Source organism: Pseudomonas sp. NPDC090201 (assembly GCF_044746825.1).
GTDB lineage: Bacteria > Pseudomonadota > Gammaproteobacteria > Pseudomonadales > Pseudomonadaceae > Aquipseudomonas > Aquipseudomonas putida_AD.
The window spans coordinates 988,362-1,006,836 of the sequence record NZ_JBIVCX010000001.1; the positions used below are offsets into that span (position 1 = coordinate 988,362).

At 62.8% G+C, this 18,475-nt stretch carries 17 protein-coding genes; 9 read left to right on the forward strand and 8 right to left on the reverse strand.

The window, feature by feature from the left end; all coding sequences use genetic code 11:
- Positions 1-221 precede the first annotated feature (221 nt).
- The 4 genes from ACIPOO_RS04525 to ACIPOO_RS04540 form a co-directional block, all read right to left on the reverse strand.
- Complete coding sequence (locus tag ACIPOO_RS04525; RefSeq protein ID WP_400604732.1) at positions 222-1,379, reverse strand: phosphatidylserine/phosphatidylglycerophosphate/cardiolipin synthase family protein; 1,158 nt, start codon at positions 1,377-1,379, stop codon at positions 222-224.
- Positions 1,380-1,381: 2 nt separating this feature from the next.
- A complete protein-coding gene (locus tag ACIPOO_RS04530) occupies positions 1,382-1,963 on the reverse strand; it encodes a YceI family protein (protein WP_274134740.1) in 582 nt (193 codons plus the stop codon).
- A gap of 72 nt (positions 1,964-2,035) precedes the next feature.
- Positions 2,036-2,374 carry an amidase gene (locus tag ACIPOO_RS04535; protein WP_400604734.1) on the reverse strand — a complete coding sequence of 113 codons (339 nt, stop codon included), beginning with the start codon at positions 2,372-2,374 and terminating at the stop codon, positions 2,036-2,038.
- Positions 2,371-3,450, reverse strand: a complete 1,080-nt coding sequence (locus tag ACIPOO_RS04540) for a serine hydrolase domain-containing protein (RefSeq protein WP_400604736.1) — start codon at positions 3,448-3,450, stop codon at positions 2,371-2,373. The genes ACIPOO_RS04535 and ACIPOO_RS04540 overlap by 4 nt, the downstream gene beginning before the upstream one ends.
- 508 nt (positions 3,451-3,958) lie before the next feature.
- Here ACIPOO_RS04540 and olsB point away from each other — a divergent pair.
- Positions 3,959-4,714: an L-ornithine N(alpha)-acyltransferase gene (gene olsB / locus ACIPOO_RS04545; RefSeq protein WP_274134737.1), complete on the forward strand. Its 756-nt coding sequence runs from the start codon at positions 3,959-3,961 to the stop codon at positions 4,712-4,714.
- Entirely contained in the window at positions 4,714-5,520 is an 807-nt protein-coding gene (locus ACIPOO_RS04550) for a lysophospholipid acyltransferase family protein (protein WP_400604739.1), read from the forward strand. The genes olsB and ACIPOO_RS04550 overlap by 1 nt, the downstream gene beginning before the upstream one ends.
- Here ACIPOO_RS04550 and ACIPOO_RS04555 read toward each other — a convergent pair.
- Positions 5,475-6,077: an ACP phosphodiesterase gene (locus ACIPOO_RS04555; protein ID WP_400604741.1), complete on the reverse strand. Its 603-nt coding sequence runs from the start codon at positions 6,075-6,077 to the stop codon at positions 5,475-5,477. The genes ACIPOO_RS04550 and ACIPOO_RS04555 overlap by 46 nt on opposite strands.
- A gap of 234 nt (positions 6,078-6,311) precedes the next feature.
- Between ACIPOO_RS04555 and ACIPOO_RS04560 the strand changes: the two genes are divergently transcribed.
- The 3 genes from ACIPOO_RS04560 (at position 6,312) to ACIPOO_RS04570 (ending at position 8,932) form a co-directional block, all read left to right on the forward strand.
- Positions 6,312-6,614 carry a helix-turn-helix transcriptional regulator gene (locus ACIPOO_RS04560; protein WP_274134734.1) on the forward strand — a complete coding sequence of 101 codons (303 nt, stop codon included), beginning with the start codon at positions 6,312-6,314 and terminating at the stop codon, positions 6,612-6,614.
- Positions 6,615-6,637: 23 nt separating this feature from the next.
- Positions 6,638-7,804 (forward strand): MFS transporter, encoded by a 1,167-nt coding sequence (locus ACIPOO_RS04565; RefSeq protein WP_400604743.1) that lies wholly within the window; start codon positions 6,638-6,640, stop codon positions 7,802-7,804.
- A 78-nt stretch (positions 7,805-7,882) separates the two neighbouring features.
- Entirely contained in the window at positions 7,883-8,932 is a 1,050-nt protein-coding gene (locus tag ACIPOO_RS04570; protein ID WP_400604745.1) for an alkene reductase, read from the forward strand.
- Between the two features lie 216 nt (positions 8,933-9,148).
- On the opposite strand, the gene ACIPOO_RS04575 is transcribed toward ACIPOO_RS04570, so the two are convergent.
- The 3 genes from ACIPOO_RS04575 to ACIPOO_RS04585 all read right to left on the reverse strand — a co-directional run bounded on the left by ACIPOO_RS04575 (position 9,149) and on the right by ACIPOO_RS04585 (position 12,173).
- On the reverse strand, positions 9,149-10,006 hold the full coding sequence (locus tag ACIPOO_RS04575) for an ATPase (RefSeq protein WP_274134730.1): 858 nt from the start codon (positions 10,004-10,006) through the stop codon (positions 9,149-9,151).
- An 81-nt stretch (positions 10,007-10,087) separates the two neighbouring features.
- Positions 10,088-11,086 (reverse strand): NAD(P)-dependent oxidoreductase, encoded by a 999-nt coding sequence (locus tag ACIPOO_RS04580; protein ID WP_274134728.1) that lies wholly within the window; start codon positions 11,084-11,086, stop codon positions 10,088-10,090.
- 187 nt (positions 11,087-11,273) lie between these two features.
- Positions 11,274-12,173, reverse strand: a complete 900-nt coding sequence (locus tag ACIPOO_RS04585; protein WP_274134726.1) for a LysR family transcriptional regulator ArgP — start codon at positions 12,171-12,173, stop codon at positions 11,274-11,276.
- Positions 12,174-12,284: 111 nt separating this feature from the next.
- On the opposite strand from ACIPOO_RS04585, the gene ACIPOO_RS04590 reads away from it, so the two are divergent.
- The 4 genes from ACIPOO_RS04590 (at position 12,285) to ACIPOO_RS04605 (ending at position 18,311) form a co-directional block, all read left to right on the forward strand.
- Entirely contained in the window at positions 12,285-12,887 is a 603-nt protein-coding gene (locus tag ACIPOO_RS04590) for a LysE/ArgO family amino acid transporter (protein WP_274134724.1), read from the forward strand.
- A gap of 857 nt (positions 12,888-13,744) precedes the next feature.
- Entirely contained in the window at positions 13,745-14,341 is a 597-nt protein-coding gene (locus ACIPOO_RS04595; protein ID WP_274135976.1) for a superoxide dismutase, read from the forward strand.
- A gap of 302 nt (positions 14,342-14,643) precedes the next feature.
- Positions 14,644-16,695 carry a bifunctional diguanylate cyclase/phosphodiesterase gene (locus tag ACIPOO_RS04600; protein WP_274135974.1) on the forward strand — a complete coding sequence of 684 codons (2,052 nt, stop codon included), beginning with the start codon at positions 14,644-14,646 and terminating at the stop codon, positions 16,693-16,695.
- A gap of 266 nt (positions 16,696-16,961) precedes the next feature.
- Entirely contained in the window at positions 16,962-18,311 is a 1,350-nt protein-coding gene (locus ACIPOO_RS04605; RefSeq protein WP_274135973.1) for an imelysin family protein, read from the forward strand.
- Positions 18,312-18,475: the final 164 nt, after the last annotated feature.

Sequence of the window (18,475 nt, forward strand, 5' to 3'; positions counted from 1 at the left end):
ATGTCGTTCCAGTATATCGCCGATATTGCAGGCGCTGGTAACAGCGTAGTACTACACACGCAAGGTCGTCGGTGGTCCCGTGGCAGGGTGCCTGTCTCAAATCACCCCTGTAGGAGCGCGCTTGCCCGCGACGGCGCTGTGTCAGACACGCACGCTTGGACTGACCCACCGCCCCCGCCGGCAAGCCGTGCTGCTACGCAGCAGACAGGCGCCGAAAGCAATCAGCCCCGTCGATCCAGCGCATTGACCACCAGCCGGTCCACCCAGCCCCAGATCCGTTGCTTGACCCGCTGCCACAGCGGCCGGGCCTGCCAGTCCTGCAGGCTGATCTCGCTGCTGACCAGAAAATCCCGCTCGAAGCTCTCGGTCACCGCCCGGGTCAGCGCCGGGTCGAGGGCTTCCAGATTGGCCTCAAGGTTGAACCGCAGGTTCCAGTGATCGAAATTGCATGAACCAATGCTGACCCAGTCGTCCACCAGCACCATTTTCAGGTGCAGGAAACACGGCTGGTATTCGAAGATTTTCACCCCGGCCTTGAGCAATCGAGGGTAATAGCGATGCCCGGCGTATCGCACTGACGGGTGATCGGTGCGGGGGCCGGTGAGCAGCAGGCGCACATCAATGCCTCTTGAAGCCGCCCGGCGCAGGGCACGGCGGACTTTCCAGGTCGGCAGGAAATACGGCGTCGCCAGCCAGATGCGCTTCTTGCCGGTGTACAGGGCGTGAATCAAGGATTGCAGGATGTCACGGTGCTGGCGGGAGTCGGCGTAGGCCACCCGACCAAGCCCTTGTCCGCTGACCGGCGCCTTGGGCAGGCGCGGCAGGCCGAAATTTTCCGAAGGCCGCCAGGCACGGGGCCGGGCATTGGCGTGGAACTGCCGGTCGAACAGCGCCTGCCAGTCGAGCACCAGCGGCCCGCGAATTTCCACCATCACTTCGTGCCATTCGCTGGTGTCCTGATCGGGGCGCCAGAATTCGTCGGTCACCCCGGTTCCGCCCACCACCGCAAGCTCCTTGTCCACCAGCAGCAGTTTGCGGTGGTCGCGGTAGAAATTACGGATGCCCCGCCGCCAGTGCACGCGGTTGTAGAAGCGCAGAATCACGCCCGCCTCGGTCAGCCGGGTGCGCAGGCCCAGGGTGAACGCCAGCGAGCCGAAATCATCGAACAGGCAACGCACGATCACCTTGCGCCTGGCCGCATTGACCAGCGCCTGCACAACCGCCTCGGCACAGCTCCCGGCCTCCACCAGATACAACTCCAGGTCCACCTGCTGTTCGGCCGCGTCGATGGCGGCGATCATGCGCGGAAAGAACGCCGGCCCGTCGATCAGCAGGTTGAACTGGTTGTCGTCTCGCCACGGAAAGATCGCGCCTCTCATGATCAGCGCGCCGTGAAGATCAGCACGGCGCCCACCGGCACCGAGAAACCGATGGCTGAAAGACCCGCCACCTTGCGCAAGTCATCCAGCCCCGGCAGCAAGCCGAAATCCTCGGCATGCAGCACCAGTGGCTCAAGGGTCACCACCTGGAAACGCCGGTCATCCAGGCGCGTGGCCAGAAGTTCTGCGCTGTAGCTTTGCGACTGGCCGTGCAATTGCACCTTCAGCGGCAGGCGTAATTCGAGCTGCGCACCGGGTGCGAGCGCGTTGATCGGGCGCATGTCCAGTTGCGCGCTGATTCGTGCTTCGGGGAACTGCTTGATGTCGAACAGTTGCCTGCGCAAGCGCTCGTCGCGCAGGGGAATGCCAGTGCTCACCGAATCCATCTCGACCTCGAGTTCGGCAACCCCCTTGGTGTCGACCTTGCCGTGCAGGTTGAGGAAACGATGCACTTCGGAAACATCGGCGTTTTTGGTCGAGATGAACGACAGTCGCGAAGACTCGTTATCCAGATACCAGTTCGCCTGGGCAGGCAGCGCAAGCACAGCGAGCGAGGCCAGCAACAGGCGGGTGAGAATGGGCATGCGAACTCCAGATGCGCGGTTGAGGCAACCTTATCCGGCAGTCAGACCACAGGCAAATGGGGATGTTCGCCATCAACTCGCCGGGGACACCAGCCGACACCCCTGCCGCAGCCCCTGCCACTGTGCGCTGCTCTCGCGGCCCATGCCGGTGGCGGTGATGCGTTTTTCGCTCAGGCTTTCGGTCAGGGTGCTGGGCAGCCACTGTTTCACATAGCTTTGGCAGTAATCCACAGGATTGTTCATCACATAGCGGCAGGAGCAGTACTCCTTCGCAGTGTAGGCGCTGATGATCGTGGGAAATGCCTGCAACTGGACGCGCCAGGTCCAGATCAGCGCGAGCAGAACCAGCAGGATCAGGACGCCCAGGCTGCTGAACGGTCGGCGGCGGATGAAGCTTTTCTGTGCAGTCATTTGACACCCTCCCCGGCCACGGCTTTCAACGTCAGCTTGAGCAACTGGTCGTGGTCGTAGGTTCCGTCGCGATCATCGGCGTAACGCACGATCACAAGGCCTGCGCTGGGGATCACATACAGCGCCTGGCCCCAATGGCCCAGCCCGGCGAACGTGTCGGGCGGCGCATCGGGCCAGGGACCAGGGCCGTCAGCGGTCTTGTTCAGCCACCAATGGCCGCCTGGCGCTTCGCTGGTCGGCGTTTGCGACTTGAACGGCGCGAGGTTGAAATCCACCCATTGGGTTGGCAGTAACTGGCGGTCTTGCCACTGGCCGCGGCGCTCCATCAAAAGGCCGATGCGCGCAAGATCCCGGGCAGTCATGTAGGCATAGGATGAACCGACGAAGGTGCCCGTGGCGTCGGTTTCCCAGACGGCGCTCGTGATGCCCAGCGGGTCGAACAGTGCAGTCCAGGGATAGTCGGCGTAGGCGGCCTCGCCGACCATTCCCCGCAATGCTGCCGCCAGGACCGTACTGTCTCCGCTGGAATAGCGATAGGACGTGCCGGGGGCGCTGGCCACAGGGTGCTCGGCGGTGAAGCGTGCCATGTCGGTGCGACCTCGGGTGTAGAGCATGGCCACCACTGAGGAATCGAGCGGCGCGTATTCGTAGTCTTCCTGCCAGTCCAGGCCCGAGGCCCAGTGCAGCAGGTCCTGGACTCTGATATCGGGATGGGCGTTGAACGGGGCGTAGAAGCTGGCGACCGGATCAGCGAGCTTGAAACGCCCCTCGCCGAACGCCACGCCGAGTACCGTCGCCAGGATGCTTTTGCTGATTGACCAGGTCAGGTGTGGGGTTTGGGCCGTGGTCACTCCGGCGTAGCGTTCGTAGACCAGTTCGCCGTCGTGGATGATCAGCAGGGCGTCGGTGCGCACGCCTTTGCGCTCTTGCTCATCGCGGGGCGGGAAGGCGTAGGTTTCCAGGTCCTTGAGGGCGGGGCTGGGTGTGAGTTTGTGGACAGGCCATTGTTCGTCAGGCCAGGTCTGTGCGCCGGCTGAGCAGGTCAACAGCAGCAGAAGGAATAGCAGACGGCTCATGAAGGGGTCTCGAATACGCGATGCGAGAAACCCTAGCAGCCAATCGTTACATTGTTGATCGTTCCCACGCTCCGCCGCCTTCCCGTAGCAGCACGGCTTGCCGGCGGGGGCGTCTTCGAGATCGCCGACGCCGGCAAGCCGGACTGCTACGGGTGTGGTTTACCCCAAACCTGTAGGAGCGCGCTTGCCCGCGATGGGGGCCCGGAGATCGCCCCCGCCGGCAAGCCGGACTGCTACGAGTGTGGTTTACCCCAAACCTGTAGGAGCGCGCTTGCCCGCGATGGGGGCCTGGAGATCGCCCCCGCCGGGAAGCCGTGCTGCTACGGGGGATGTGCTCGTCAGCGGTTGAATCATTTACCGGTCAACCCTACTCCCGAATCCCTGTCACGCAACCATCACCAAAGCTTAATGGTCATGACATCGGCCCTCCCTAGCCTGCATTCGTACAGCAATGCTTCGAATAATCAGTCGACCGGCCTGGACGAAGGCTGGCCCACGGAGACGCCACATGACTCAGATCGCCAGTATTCGAGACACCAGCTCCGAACGTCGCCTGCAGGCCGAGCGCCTGATCGGGCCTCAAGCCATGCAGGAAGCACAGGCTTTGCGCTTCAGTGTGTTCAGCGGCGAATTCAATGCCAAGCTCAAGGGCGCCGAACTGGGCCTGGACATCGACGATTACGACGTACATTGCATGCACATCGGCGTGCGTGACTTGAACAGCGGCAAGCTGGTGGCCACCACCCGCCTGCTGGACCACAAGGCCGCCAACACCCTGGGCCGCTTCTACAGCGAAGAAGAATTCAGCCTGCATGGCCTGGGCCATCTGCAAGGTCCGATCCTGGAACTGGGCCGCACCTGCGTCGACCCGGCCTACCGCAACGGCGGCACCATCGCGGTGCTGTGGAGCGAGCTGGCCGAAGTGCTCAACGAAGGCGGCTACAGCTACCTGATGGGCTGCGCCAGCATCCCGATGCAGGACGGCGGCATCCAGGCTCACGCCATCATGCAGCGCCTGCGCGAGCGTTACCTGAGCACCGAGCACCTGCGTGCCGAGCCTAAAAACCCGCTGCCAAGCCTGGACATCCCGAACAACGTCATCTGCGAAATGCCACCGCTGCTCAAGGCCTACATGCGCCTGGGCGCGAAGATCTGCGGCGAGCCCTGCTGGGACGAAGACTTCCAGGTGGCCGACGTGTTCATCCTGCTCAAGCGCGACGAACTCTGCCCGCGCTATGCCCGTCACTTCAAGGCAGCCGTGTGATGAGCGCGCTGCGCAGTCATGCGCGAGTCATCCGCGTGCTGTGGGTCATCGCCCTGGGGCTGACCATCGCCGGCACCTTCGCCCTGATGGAACGGCTGCGCATCGGCAACTCCATGGCCCGTCGCCAACGCTGGACCAGCTGGTTCATGGCGCGCCTGACCGCCGCCCTGCCGTTTCGCGTCACCGTCCATGGCAAACTGCCCGCCCAACCAATGCTGTGGGTCAGCAACCATGTGTCGTGGACCGATATCGCCATCCTCGGCAAGCTGGCGCCGCTGTCGTTCCTGTCCAAGGCCGAAGTGCGCACCTGGCCGGTCGCCGGCTGGCTGGCGCTCAAGGCCGGCACGCTGTTCATCCGTCGCGGGTCGGGCGACAGCAAGCTGATTCAGAAACAGATCGGCCAGCACCTGACCGGCAATCATTCGCTGGTGATCTTTCCGGAAGGCACCACCACCGATGGCCGCAGCCTGCGCACGTTCCACGGTCGCCTGCTGTCCAGCGCCATCGATACCGGCGTGCCTGTTCAACCGGTAGCGATCCAGTACCTGCGCAACGGCAAGCCCGATCAGATCGCTCCGTTCATCGGTGACGATGACCTGCTGTCGCATCTGCGTCGGCTGTTCGCCAATGACGTGAGTGACGTGCACATCCACTTGCTCAAGCCGCTTGCCTCGCAGGGCAAGGAACGCGCTGCTCTGGCGTTCGAAGCTCAGCAAGCGGTGCAGGTGGCGTTGTTCGGTGAGAAGACCGGCGACGTGGCTCAGCCTGCCGAGGTTCGCCCGGCGGCATCCGCCAGGGCCGCCTGAGCGAAGGCCTGAAGCTGTGGATAGAACTCGCTGAAATCTTCGCTCAACGGCCGATAAAGCGCCTGCAGTTCCTGCATGGCGCCGGCCAGTCCCTCGGGGCGTGACAGGCGTCGGGAAATCCCGGCCAGCGCATCGCCCACCACCTCGAAATCCACATACGAACCCAGCCAGTCCTGCGCGGCCATGCGCGGGGCGATCAGGGCCAGGCGCTCGGGCAATGCAGGTTCGCTGGCCAGCACGCGGTAGACCTTGCGGGTGAAGTCGTGCAGGGAGACGTCCGAGTACTGCGGCCAGTCCCGCGCCAGGCAATGATCGAAAAACACGTCCAGCACGATGCCTGCGTAACGCCTGCGCTCGGCAGGGAAGCGGCCCATGGCCTGCTTGATGACCGGGTGGGCATCGGTGAACACATCGATGCGCCGATGCAGCCGGATCGCCTCTTCGATGTCCACGGGAAAGCGCCCCGGCAATAGCCCTTTGACGAAATCGCCATAGAGACTGCCGAGCAATTGCGCGGGCGACTGACCGCCCAGATGGAGGTGTGCGAGGTAGTTCATGGAGGCCAATGTAGCAGAAGGCACAATCCCCGTAGCAGTCCGGCTTGCCGGCGACAGCGACCTTGAGGGCGCGACGCCGGCAAGCCGGACTGCTACAGGGCAAAAACCATATCGTTATAACCCGATATAGCGAAACAGGCTGAGCTTAGCACCGAAACATATTTGTATATCGCGATGCACGGATATAAAGTTCGCCCCATCGCGATATACCGCTACACACAGATTGAGAACGACATGCCTATCGACCTCGACGAAATAATAAAAGCCCTGGCTCATCCGGTCCGCCGGCAGATCCTCAACTGGCTCAAAGAACCCAATACCTGCTTCCCCGACCAGCACCACTCCCTGGAGCTGGGTGTCTGTGCGGGGCAGATCGACCAGCGCGCGGGCCTGTCGCAATCGACGGTGTCGGCGCACCTGGCAACGCTGCAGCGCGCCGGGCTGATCTCCAGCAAGAAGCACGGCCAGTGGCACTTTTTCAAACGCAATGAAGACGCCATCCAGGCGTTTTTGAAGGCCCTGAGCGAACAGCTCTAGCCACGACTTCCAGGAGACGCCACGTGCCTCTTTCGCTACTTATTCTGGCCCTGAGCGCCTTCGCCATCGGCACCACCGAGTTCGTCATCATGGGCCTGTTGCCTGATGTCGCCACTGACCTTGGCGTGAGCATTCCCGGCGCCGGCTGGCTGGTGACCGGCTACGCGCTGGGCGTGGCCATCGGCGCGCCGTTCATGGCCATGGCCACCGCCAGGCTGCCGCGCAAAGCCGCGCTGGTGACGCTGATGGGCATCTTCATCGTGGGCAACCTGCTCTGCGCCGTCGCCGCCGACTACAACATCCTGATGTTTGCCCGAGTCGTGACCGCGCTGTGCCACGGTGCCTTCTTCGGCATTGGCTCGGTGGTGGCAGCGGGCCTGGTTCCGGCCAACCGCCGCGCTTCGGCGGTAGCACTGATGTTCACCGGCCTGACCCTGGCCAACGTTCTGGGCGTGCCACTGGGCACCGCATTGGGCCAGCAGGCCGGCTGGCGCTCGACCTTCTACGCCGTGACCGTGATCGGCGTGATCGCTTTCATCGGCCTGATCCGCTTCCTGCCGGCCAACCGTAATGAAGAGAAAATCGATATGCGCGCCGAGCTGGCCATGCTCAAGGGCGGCGGTATCTGGCTGTCGCTGAGCATGACTGCACTGTTCGCCGCATCGGTGTTCGCGCTGTTCACCTACGTCGCGCCATTGCTGGGCGAGGTCACCGGTGTTTCGCCTCGGGGCGTGACCTGGACACTGATGCTGATCGGCCTGGGCCTGACCGTTGGCAACATCATCGGCGGCAAGCTGGCAGACCGGCGCCTGGCCGCCACGCTGATCGGCGTCTTTATCACCATGGCCGTGGTGTCGACCGTGCTGAGCTGGACCAGCGCTGCACTGATTCCCGCCGAAGTGACGCTGTTCCTCTGGGCCGTCGCCTGTTTCGCCGCCGTGCCTGCCCTGCAGATCAACGTCGTGACCTTCGGCAAGGACGCACCCAACCTGGTTTCCACGCTGAACATCGGCGCCTTCAACGTCGGCAACGCGCTGGGCGCCTGGGTTGGCGGCAGCGTCATCGCCCACGGCTATGGCCTGACCAGCGTGCCCCTGGCAGCCGGTGCGCTGGCGGTGCTGGCCTTGCTGGCCACCCTGATCAATTTCCGTCAGCGCGGCGATGCCGGGCTGGCTGCCGTTGCCAACTGATCGCCGAGAATCAGCGCATCGGCGTTTGCGACAAAAGACTGCGGATTCACCCCTGAGACTTCATTGAGGATATCCCCGATGACTACGATTTTTGATCCGATCCAGATCGGCGAGCTGACACTGGCCAACCGCATCATCATGGCGCCGCTGACCCGCTGCCGTGCCGACGAAGGCCGCGTACCGAACGCGATGATGGCCGAGTACTACGTGCAGCGCGCCTCGGCGGGGCTGATTATCAGCGAAGCGACCTCGGTCACGCCGATGGGCGTAGGTTACCCGGACACTCCCGGCATCTGGTCCAACGATCAGGTGCGCGGCTGGGGCAACGTCACCAAGGCCGTGCATGCGGCCGGCGGCAAGATCGTTCTGCAACTGTGGCATGTGGGCCGGGTTTCGCATCCGATGTACCTGAACGGCGAGGCGCCTGTCGCGCCGAGCGCCATTCAACCCAAGGGCCACGTGAGCCTGGTGCGTCCACAAGCCGACTACCCGACGCCGCGCGCCCTGGAACTGGCTGAAATCGAAGACATCGTCGAGGCCTACCGCACCGGTGCCGAAAACGCCAAGGCGGCCGGCTTCGATGGCGTGGAAATCCACGGCGCCAACGGCTATCTGCTCGACCAGTTCCTGCAAAGCAGCACCAACACCCGCGCCGACGCTTACGGCGGCTCGCTGGAGAACCGCGCGCGTCTGTTGCTGGAAGTCACCGATGCGGCCATCGAAGTCTGGGGCGCGGGCCGTGTGGGCGTGCACTTGGCTCCCCGTGCCGACTCCCACGACATGGGCGACGACAACCTGGCCGAGACCTTCACCTACGTGGCTCGCGAACTGGGCAAACGTGGCGTGGCGTTCATCTGCGCCCGCGAGCGTGAACTGGACGACAGCCTGGGGCCACGCCTGAAAGAAGCCTTTGGTGGGGTGTTCATCGCCAACGAGAAATTCACCAAGGCCTCGGCCAATGAGTGGCTGGCCAGTGGCAAGGCTGACGCTGTGGCATTCGGCGTGCCGTTCATCGCCAACCCTGACCTGCCAGCACGACTCGCCCAGAATGCACCGCTGAACGAGCCGCGTCCCGAGACGTTCTATGGCAAGGGTGCGGTGGGGTATCTGGATTATCCGGCGATGTAAGGCGTCAGCCGTTTCAAGGCTTTAGATTGTTACCTTGATGCCCTTCGGGCCTGGTCGCGGGCAAGCGCGCTCCTACATTTGTTGCAACGTACCGCATTCTGATGGACCGCGTTGCTGGCCTCGGTCCATCAGGCCATGGCACGTTGCAAAAGATGTAGGAGCGCGCTTGCCCGCGACCGCGCCCGAAGGGCATCCATGTAGCGATGGCCAGCCTATCTAAGGCCGCGCATTGATCTGCTGCGAAAGATTCTGAATCTGGCTCTGCAAGGTGTTCAGGTTCCGGGTCATCTGACCGCGAAACGCATCGAACTCCTGGGTGCTGGCGCCTGACTGGGCTGCCGCAGCGGGACGATTGTCCTGCTCGCTCTTGAGCACGATCATGTCCTGCTCCAGACGCTCGATGGCCTGGCTGTTGTTGCTCTTCTTGAGGTTCGCGACATCCGCGCTCAGGCTCTTGATCTGGGTATCCAGACGCTCCTGCTCGGCCTGGGCCGACTTGCCGTCAGGCATCGCCGCCTTCACCGCAGCCAGTTCGGTGGCCACCGCCTTGAGCTGTTCCTGCAACTGCTGATTGGTCGCCTGCTGCTGGGTCGACTGGCTGCTGATCTGCTCCAGTCGCTTGTCCAGCCCGCCCTGCAGACCCGCCACGCCTTGCGCCTGCTTGCCCTGCTCGGCCAGTTGATCCTGCAGCTCCTTGATCTGCGCCTTCATCGCTTCACCACCGCTGGTGGCAACCGACTCGGTAGCAACGACCTTGCCGGAAATCGCCTGCAGGCGCCCCGCCGCTTCCTCACTGATGCGCGCAAAGCTTTCCTGGGTCGCGACCAGTTGCTGCTCCATCAACGAGACCTGTTGAAAGCTCCACCAGCCCAGGCCGCAGAACGCAATGAACAACGCGCCGATCAACGCCCACAGCGCACCGGTGCCAGGCGCCTTGACCTTGACCACAGGCGTGGTACGCGAATAGACCGTGGTGCGCTCGCGGGCGCCGGCCGAGGGGACGAAATCGTCATCGTCATCTTTGGCGCTGAGGCTCGGGACGTCATCGACGTCGTCATACGGATCTTTACGCATGGGGTTCCCTTTAAAAACCGGTAAATCTGCTGGCGGCATTATAACCGCCGCTAATCAAGACCATTCTCAATGGTCGATGTTTCACAACGCCCCGCCGTGCTGGGCTTTCCACCAACTGCAGAACTCGTCCAGAGCGGTCCAGACACTGACCTTGGGCTGGTAATCCAGATAATACTGGGCGCGGCTGATATCAAGGGTGAAATCACGGCTCATGACCTGCATTCCGATTCTCGACAGCGTCGGTTCAGGTCGGCCCGGCCAGAGCATGCACGCCGCCTCGTTGAGCGCCGCAGCGCTGTAGCCCAGGCCGTAGGAGCGGTAGCGCGTGACAGGCGGCAACTGCATCTGGCGCATGACGTAATTGACCACGTCCCAGACCGGAATCGGCGTGCCGTTGCTGATGTTGTAGGCCTTGCCCAGGGCTGAACCGCTGGCCAGCAGGCTGCTCAGCAGCGCCTCGTTGAGGTTCTGGATGCTGGTGAAATCCACCTTGTTCAGGCCGTTGCCGATGATCGACAAGCGCTTCTTGCGTTGCATCTGCATCAGCCGCGGAAAGATGCTGGTGTCGCCTGCCCCGGTCACGAAACGGGGACGCAGGGCGATCACTTCCAGGCCGAACTCCTCGGCGCCGAACACTTTCTGCTCGGCCAGGTATTTGGTCGCGGCGTAGTGGTTGTGGAAACGCTTGGGCACCTGTTCTTCGCGAATATTGAGGTGCGAATGGCCATCGAAATAGATCGATGGCGACGACAGGTGCACGAGGCGACGTACCCTTTGTTTCAGGCAGGCCTCGACCACGTTCTCGGTGACCTGCACGTTGCCCTGATGAAAATCCTGGCGCCGCCCCCAGGTGCCGACCGCCCCGGCACAATGCACAACCGCTTCGACGTCATCGCACAGCGCCTGCACCAGGTCTGGATCATTCAGATCGCCCTGTATGAACTCGGCCCCGCGCCGCACCAGATGCTCGACACCTTCCGCGCGACGGCCATTGACCCGAACGCTCAAGCCCTGCTCCAGGGCAAAACGCGCAAAGCGCCCGCCGATGAAGCCGCTTGCGCCGGTGACCAGAATCTTCATTTACCGCTCCACATCTCTATGCACAGGAAATCGTCGGCCGCGAAGGCTTATGCAAAACCTGTGGGAGCGAGCTTGCTCGCGAAGAGGCCAGTACATCCGCCACATCTCTGGTGGCGGATAGTCAGCATTCGCGAGCAAGCTCGCTCCCACAGGGCATCATGGCCTTGCGACGACCAGTGGATGACGCTCATTGTCCCTCAAGCGGCACCAACCATTGCCCGGCTTTTTTCGCCAGATGGTCGGTCAACTGATTCAACAGTTGCCCGCCGTTGCGCCAATGATGCCAGTACAAGGGCACATCGATGCAGCGATCGCTCATTAATTCCACCAGCCTGCCGCTGGCCAACTGCTCCTTGACCTGCAATTCCGGCACCAGGCCCCAGCCGATCCCGGCCTCGCTCATGCGAATGAAACCCTCGGAGGACGGGCACAGATGGTACGCAAACCCGCCTTCGACACCCAGCGACGCCATGTACCGGTGCTGCAGGAAATCATCCGGGCCGAACACCAGTGCCGGGGAGCGCGCCAGGGACTCTGCCGTCACCCCGTGGGGAAAATGCCGGGCCATGAAATCGGGGCTGGCCAGGGCACGGTAACGCATGGCGCCGAGCGGCAGGCTGCGCGCGCCGGCGACCGGCCGTTCGCTTGCGCACACACAGGCCGCCACTTCGCCTGCGCGCATGCGCTTGAGGCCCACGTCCTGGTCCTCGACCACCAGATCGGTCAACAACCCGCGCTCGGCGCAGAAATCGCCCACGGCAGGCGCCCACCAGGTCGCCAGCGAATCGGCGTTCAGGGCAATGCGCAGCCGCTCCGGCATGCCGCCCTCGTCCAGTGCCGGCACCACGCTTTGCAGATCGCGCTCCAGCAGGCGCACCTGTTGCACATGATTGAGCAGGCGGCGGCCGATGTCCGTCGGACTCGGCGGCGTCGCACGCACCAGCACCGGCTGGCCGACACGGGCTTCGAGCAGCTTGATCCGCTGCGACACGGCCGACTGCGACAAGCCCAGCACCTGCGCCGCACGCTCGAATCCGGCTTGCTCCACCACTGCCGCCAAGGCTGAAAGCAGCTTGTAGTCGAACATCAATTTTCCTAATGGGCGATGATGATTATTGCTTTTTCTTATACAGCCATTACACCGACAATGGCCACCTCAAATGCACCTCGCCTCATCGAATTCCCGGAGCACGACACCATGTGGCAAAGCTACCTCAACGGCCTGCTGGTCGCCTTTGGCCTGATCATGGCCATCGGCACCCAGAACGCCTACGTCCTGGCCCAGAGCTTGCGCCGCGAACATCACTTGTCGGTCGCGGTGCTGTGCATCCTCTGCGATGCGGTGCTGGTGGCCGCCGGGGTTTTCGGCCTGGCCAACGTGCTGGCCCACAACCCGACACTGCTGGCCATTGCACGCTGGGGCGGCGTGGTCTTTCTGATGTGGTACGGCGCCAAGGCACTGCGCCGCGCCCTGACGCCGCAAAGCCTGGAACAGGGTGACGGCAGCGGCCAGCGCTCCCGCCGCGCGGTGTTGCTCACGGCACTGGCGGTGACCCTGCTCAACCCCCACGTTTATCTGGACACCGTGCTGCTGATCGGCTCCCTCGGCGCACAGCAGACCATGCCCGGCGCCTACGTGGCCGGTGCGGCCAGCGCGTCCCTGGTGTGGTTCTCCACCCTGGCCATCGGCGCCGCCTGGCTCGCCCCCTGGCTCGCCCGCCCGGCAACCTGGCGGCTACTGGACTTGATGGTCGCGGTGATGATGTTCAGCGTGGCCGTGCAACTCATCAGATCGGCGTGAGCCCTTCGTAGCAGCACGGCTTGCCGGCGGGGGCGATCTTGAGGCCGCCGTCGTCCGAATGCGGCCCAGACCAAGCGCGCTCCTATAGATGCAAACACCGACCCGTAGCAGTCCGGCTTGCCGGCGAGGGCGATCTTACGGTCGTCGTCGCGGGCAAGCGCGCTCCTACAAGAGCGCCGCAGATCATCCGTAGCAGCACGGCTTGCCGGCGGGGGCGATCTCAAGGCCGCCCCCGCCGGCAAGCCGTGCTGCTACGGGACGGTGGTGTGTTTTAGATGTTGATTTTGATCTTCTTACGCGATGGTGCAGGCGCCGCCAAATGCGACGTTAAGGCGCCAGGCCGAGCGCAGGCGTCGTGTAGGGGGATGAGCGGCATGGATGCCGCGAAAGCCGTGCGGGCCATGGACGGCGCTCATATGGACGGGACGGCGTGCCCCCGGAACGGCGCCGGAGCGAGGGAAGCCCGAAGGGCCCCAGCCTGTCGCAATGGCTTTGCCTACTTTCCCCGTAAGGAAAGTAGGTCGCCCGTAAGGGGCGAAACCCATAAGCCCAGCCAACGCGACAACGGATATGCACACGACCTCAACGTCGCGGGAAGACGCGGAGCGTCAAGACAGCCGTTACCACGCGGAGCGTGGGAACGATCAAAGCTCGGCGCTTGATGCCCAACCCATTATTCCTGCCAACGCTCTGGAACCTCTATCCCACACAGTTGTTGCGTGGTTATGGTCTGGGGCCGGTGCTATGATCCTGCCCCTGTGTCGCAAAAGAGTAGAAACTCACCGACGCATACTCTGTACGGCCGCCCGTGATCGGCCTTGCGCTAACCGCAACCTGACCTGAGTAGGAGAATCACCATGGCTTTCGAATTGCCGCCGCTGCCTTACGCACATGACGCTCTGGCACCGCACATCTCCAAGGAAACCCTAGAATACCACCACGACAAGCACCACAATACCTACGTCGTGAACCTGAACAACCTGGTGCCGGGCACCGAGTTCGAAGGCAAGACTCTGGAAGAAATCGTCAAGACTTCCTCGGGCGGTATCTTCAACAACGCAGCCCAGGTCTGGAACCACACTTTCTACTGGAACTGCCTGGCGCCAAACGCCGGCGGCCAACCTACCGGCGCACTGGCTGATGCCATCAACGCAGCGTTCGGCTCCTTCGACAAGTTCAAGGAAGAGTTCAGCAAGACCTCCATCGGCACCTTCGGCTCCGGCTGGGGCTGGCTGGTGAAGAAGGCTGACGGCTCCCTGGGCCTGGCCAGCACCATCGGTGCAGGCAACCCGCTGACCAACGGCGACACCCCGCTGCTGACCTGCGACGTCTGGGAACACGCCTACTACATCGACTACCGTAACCTGCGTCCAAAATACGTCGAGGCGTTCTGGAACCTGGTCAACTGGAAGTTCGTTGCCGAGCAGTTCGAAGGCAAGACCTTCACCGCCTGATCCGCGCATCAGATGGTTGTCTGAAAAAAACCCGGCATGTCCGGGTTTTTTTTCGCCTTCTGTTCGTCCTTTATGTATCGTCGGACAACGATAGCGGACTAATATCAGTGGCGGCCCGATTAGACGAATTGCCGCTCAAGTTCCACCTGCTTTCTACCGACACAGTACCGATAGCCTTACTTGCCCGCAGGAAATCGTTATCTGGATGAAACAGGTCAAGGGTGTATCAGGACCTTGACGTGGACTGTGTGCATGCCAATGCTTGCAACAACCCGCTATCGCATGGATGAAGGAATGCCCATTTGAAGCTGGAACTCAAGAACAGCTTGTCGGTGAAGCTGCTACGCGTGGTGCTGCTATCGGCGCTGGTCGTGGGCGTTGTGCTCAGTTGCGCGCAGATCGTGTACGACGCCTACAAGACCCGCCAGGCGGTGGCCACTGACGCCGGCCGGATTCTGGACATGTTCCGCGACCCCTCGACGCAGGCTGTCTATAGCCTGGACCGCGAGATGGGTATGCAGGTCATTGAAGGTCTGTTTCAGGACAAGGCCGTGCGCATGGCCTCCATCGGCCATCCCAACGAGACCCTGCTGGCCGAAAAGACCCGCGATCTGGCCGCAACCCCGACCCGCTGGCTGACCGATCCCATCCTCGGCCAGGAGCGCAGCTTTACCACGCAACTGGTGGGCCGCAGCCCCTACAGCGAATATTACGGCGACTTGCGCATTACCCTGGACACCGCCACCTATGGCGAAGGTTTCCTGACCAATTCCCTGATCATCTTCATCTCCGGCGTGCTGCGTGCCCTGGCGATGGGCATGGTGCTGTACCTGGTCTATCACTGGCTGCTGACCAAGCCGCTCTCGCGCATCATCGAGCACCTGACCAGCATCAACCCGGACCGCCCGAGCGAGCATCAACTGCCGCTGCTCAAGGGTCACGAAAAGAACGAACTGGGCATCTGGGTCACCACCGCCAACCAGTTGCTGTCGTCCATCGAGCGCAACACCCACCTGCGCCATGAAGCCGAGTCCAGCCTGCTGCGCATGGCGCAGTATGACTTCCTTACCGGCCTGCCCAATCGCCAGCAACTGCAGCAGCAACTGGACCGGATTCTGGTGGACTCAGGCCGCGTGCAGCACCGCGTCGCCGTGCTCTGCGTAGGCCTGGACGACTTCAAGGGCATCAACGAACAATTCAGCTATCAGGCTGGCGACCAGTTGCTGCTCGCCCTGGCCGATCGGCTGCGTGGGCACAGCGGACGCCTGGGCGCACTGGCGCGCCTGGGTGGCGACCAGTTCGCGCTGGTGCAGGCCGACATCGAACAACCTTACGAAGCAGCGGAGCTGGCGCAAAGCATCCTCGATGATCTGGAAGCCCCATTCGCGGTCGACCAACAGGAAATCCGCCTGCGCGCCACCATCGGCATCACCCTGTTCCCCGAAGACGGCGACAGCACCGAAAAGCTGCTGCAAAAAGCCGAGCAGACCATGACCCTGGCCAAGACCCGATCACGCAACCGCTACCAGTTCTATATCGCCAGCGTCGACAGCGAGATGCGTCGCCGCCGGGAGCTGGAAAAGGACCTGCGCGAGGCACTGGTGCGCAACCAGTTCCACCTGGTCTACCAGCCGCAGATCAGCTATCGCGACCAGCGCGTGGTCGGTGTCGAGGCACTGATTCGCTGGATTCACCCGGAACATGGCTTCGTGCCGCCCGACCAGTTCATTCCGCTGGCCGAGCAGAACGGCACCATCATCGCCATCGGCGAGTGGGTGCTGGACCAGGCGTGCAAGCAACTGCGCGAATGGCACGACCAGGGCTTCTCCGAACTGCGCATGGCGGTGAACCTGTCCACCGTCCAGTTGCACCACGCCGAGTTGCCACGGGTGGTGAACAACCTGCTGCAGATCCATCGCCTGCCGCCGCGCAGCCTGGAGCTGGAAGTGACCGAAACCGGCCTGATGGAAGACATCAGCACCGCCGCCCAGCATCTGCTCAGCCTGCGCCGCTCGGGGGCGTTGATCGCCATTGACGACTTCGGTACCGGCTACTCGTCGCTGAGTTACCTGAAAAGCCTGCCCCTGGACAAGATCAAGATCGACAAGAGCTTCGTTCAGGACCTGATCGACGACGATGACGACGCCACCATCGTGCGCGCCATCATCCAGCTCGGCAAAAGCCTGGGAATGCAGGTCATTGCCGAAGGTGTGGAAACCACCGAGCAGGAGGCCTACATCATTTCCGAAGGCTGCCACGAGGGTCAGGGCTACTTCTACAGCAAGCCGTTGCCGGCCCGGGAGTTGCTGTCCTACCTCAAGAACGCCCAGCGCTCCTACGTCGGGGTGCTGTAGCGAGGGGCGTTGTAGGAGCGCGCTTGCCCGCGACTGCGATTTGTCAGACCGGATGGGGAACTGACACGGCGCGGTCGCGGGCAAGCGCGCTCCTACAGTCGTCCGGACGTTTGACTGGCTGTAAATTCTTGTAACAGCTTGAAATATCTCCCCCGCCTGCGTAACGGCGTTTCGCCTTTACACCGAATGCAAATCTTTCGCATTATGTCGCAGCTTTTTTTGGCGTTCGCCACCGTTCACACACACTTTCGACGCAGGATTCCGTCATGATTCGTACGCCCCTGGCAACTGCCAGTCTGCTGGCCCTCGCTATCGCCCTGGCCGGTTGCGACCAAGGCAAGGACAAGCCCGCCGCTGCCGCGCCCACTCCGGCCCCAGCCGCCGCACAGGCGCCCGCTGCCGCTCCGGCCCCAGCGCCAGCCCAGACCAGCGATGCCGAGGCCAAGGCCGTGGTCGCGAACTACGCGAACATGGTCTTTGCCGCATTCAGCGACGCCGAATCCACCGCCAAGGCACTCAGCACCGCGGTCGACGCCTTCCTCGCCACGCCAAACGACGCGACCCTCAAGGCCGCGCGCGATGCCTGGCTCGCCGCCCGCGTTCCGTACATGCAGACCGAAGTCTTCCGCTTCGGCAACACCATCATCGATGACTGGGAAGGTCAGGTGAACGCCTGGCCGCTGGACGAAGGCCTGATCGACTACGTCGCCAAGGACTACCAGCACGCCCTCGGCAACCCGGGCGCCACCGCCAACATCATCGCCAATAAATCGATTCAGGTTGGCGAAGACAAGGTCGATGTCAGCGAAATCACCCCTGAGAAACTCGCCAGCCTGAACGAGCTGGGCGGCTCCGAAGCGAACGTCGCCACCGGCTACCACGCCATCGAATTCCTGCTCTGGGGCCAGGACCTGCACGGCACCGGCCCAGGCGCCGGGGAGCGTCCTGCCAGCGACTACATCGACGGCAAAGGCGGCACCGGTGGCCACAACGACCGTCGTCGCGCCTACCTGAAGGCGGTCACCGACCTGCTGGTCAGCGACCTGGAAGAAATGGTCAACAACTGGAAGCCGGGCGTTGCCGACAACTATCGCGCCTCGCTGGAAGCCGAACCAGGCGACAGCGGCCTGCGCAAGATGCTGTTCGGCATGGGCAGCCTGTCGCTGGGCGAGCTGGCGGGCGAGCGCATGAAGGTCGCGCTGGAAGCCAACTCCAGCGAAGACGAGCACGACTGCTTCAGCGACAACACCCACAACTCGCACTTCTACAACGGCCTGGGCATCCGCAACGTTTATCTGGGCGAGTACACCCGCGTAGACGGCAGCAAAGTCAGCGGCCCGAGCCTGTCGTCGCTGGTGGCAAAAGCCGATGCCGCCACCGACGCCACCCTGCGCGCCGACCTGGACGCTACCCAGGCCAAGTTGCAGGTCATCGTCGATCACGCCAACAAGGGCGAGCACTTCGATCAGTTGATCGCCGCAGGCAACACTGCTGGCAACCAGGTGGTTCGCGACGCCATCGCAGCACTGGTCAAGCAGACCGGCGCCATCGAACAGGCCGCAGGCAAACTGGGCATCACCGACCTGAATCCGGACAACGCCGATCACGAGTTCTGATCCCGAGTCCCAGGCGCGTCTTGCGGCGCGCGGCAGGCAGTAACACCGGATGCCGATCCAGAAATGGATCGGCATTTTTCATGCTCTGAAAAATATTGAAACTCCTTGTAAAAACAGGCTTTTCAGGACCGATCCGTAAATTTTGTAGGGCATTTCCTGATCGT

Bases quoted from the DNA above. Each gene is read 5' to 3' on its own strand.
- ACIPOO_RS04525 (WP_400604732.1), bottom strand. From the start codon at position 1,379: ATGAGAGGCGCGATCTTTCCGTGGCGAGACGACAACCAGTTCAACCTG.
- ACIPOO_RS04530 (WP_274134740.1), bottom strand. From the start codon at position 1,963: ATGCCCATTCTCACCCGCCTGTTGCTGGCCTCGCTCGCTGTGCTTGCG.
- ACIPOO_RS04535 (WP_400604734.1), bottom strand. From the start codon at position 2,374: ATGACTGCACAGAAAAGCTTCATCCGCCGCCGACCGTTCAGCAGCCTG.
- ACIPOO_RS04540 (WP_400604736.1), bottom strand. From the start codon at position 3,450: ATGAGCCGTCTGCTATTCCTTCTGCTGCTGTTGACCTGCTCAGCCGGC.
- olsB (WP_274134737.1), top strand. From the start codon at position 3,959: ATGACTCAGATCGCCAGTATTCGAGACACCAGCTCCGAACGTCGCCTG.
- ACIPOO_RS04550 (WP_400604739.1), top strand. From the start codon at position 4,714: ATGAGCGCGCTGCGCAGTCATGCGCGAGTCATCCGCGTGCTGTGGGTC.
- ACIPOO_RS04555 (WP_400604741.1), bottom strand. From the start codon at position 6,077: ATGAACTACCTCGCACACCTCCATCTGGGCGGTCAGTCGCCCGCGCAA.
- ACIPOO_RS04560 (WP_274134734.1), top strand. From the start codon at position 6,312: ATGCCTATCGACCTCGACGAAATAATAAAAGCCCTGGCTCATCCGGTC.
- ACIPOO_RS04570 (WP_400604745.1), top strand. From the start codon at position 7,883: ATGACTACGATTTTTGATCCGATCCAGATCGGCGAGCTGACACTGGCC.
- ACIPOO_RS04575 (WP_274134730.1), bottom strand. From the start codon at position 10,006: ATGCGTAAAGATCCGTATGACGACGTCGATGACGTCCCGAGCCTCAGC.
- ACIPOO_RS04580 (WP_274134728.1), bottom strand. From the start codon at position 11,086: ATGAAGATTCTGGTCACCGGCGCAAGCGGCTTCATCGGCGGGCGCTTT.
- ACIPOO_RS04585 (WP_274134726.1), bottom strand. From the start codon at position 12,173: ATGTTCGACTACAAGCTGCTTTCAGCCTTGGCGGCAGTGGTGGAGCAA.
- ACIPOO_RS04590 (WP_274134724.1), top strand. From the start codon at position 12,285: ATGTGGCAAAGCTACCTCAACGGCCTGCTGGTCGCCTTTGGCCTGATC.
- ACIPOO_RS04595 (WP_274135976.1), top strand. From the start codon at position 13,745: ATGGCTTTCGAATTGCCGCCGCTGCCTTACGCACATGACGCTCTGGCA.
- ACIPOO_RS04605 (WP_274135973.1), top strand. From the start codon at position 16,962: ATGATTCGTACGCCCCTGGCAACTGCCAGTCTGCTGGCCCTCGCTATC.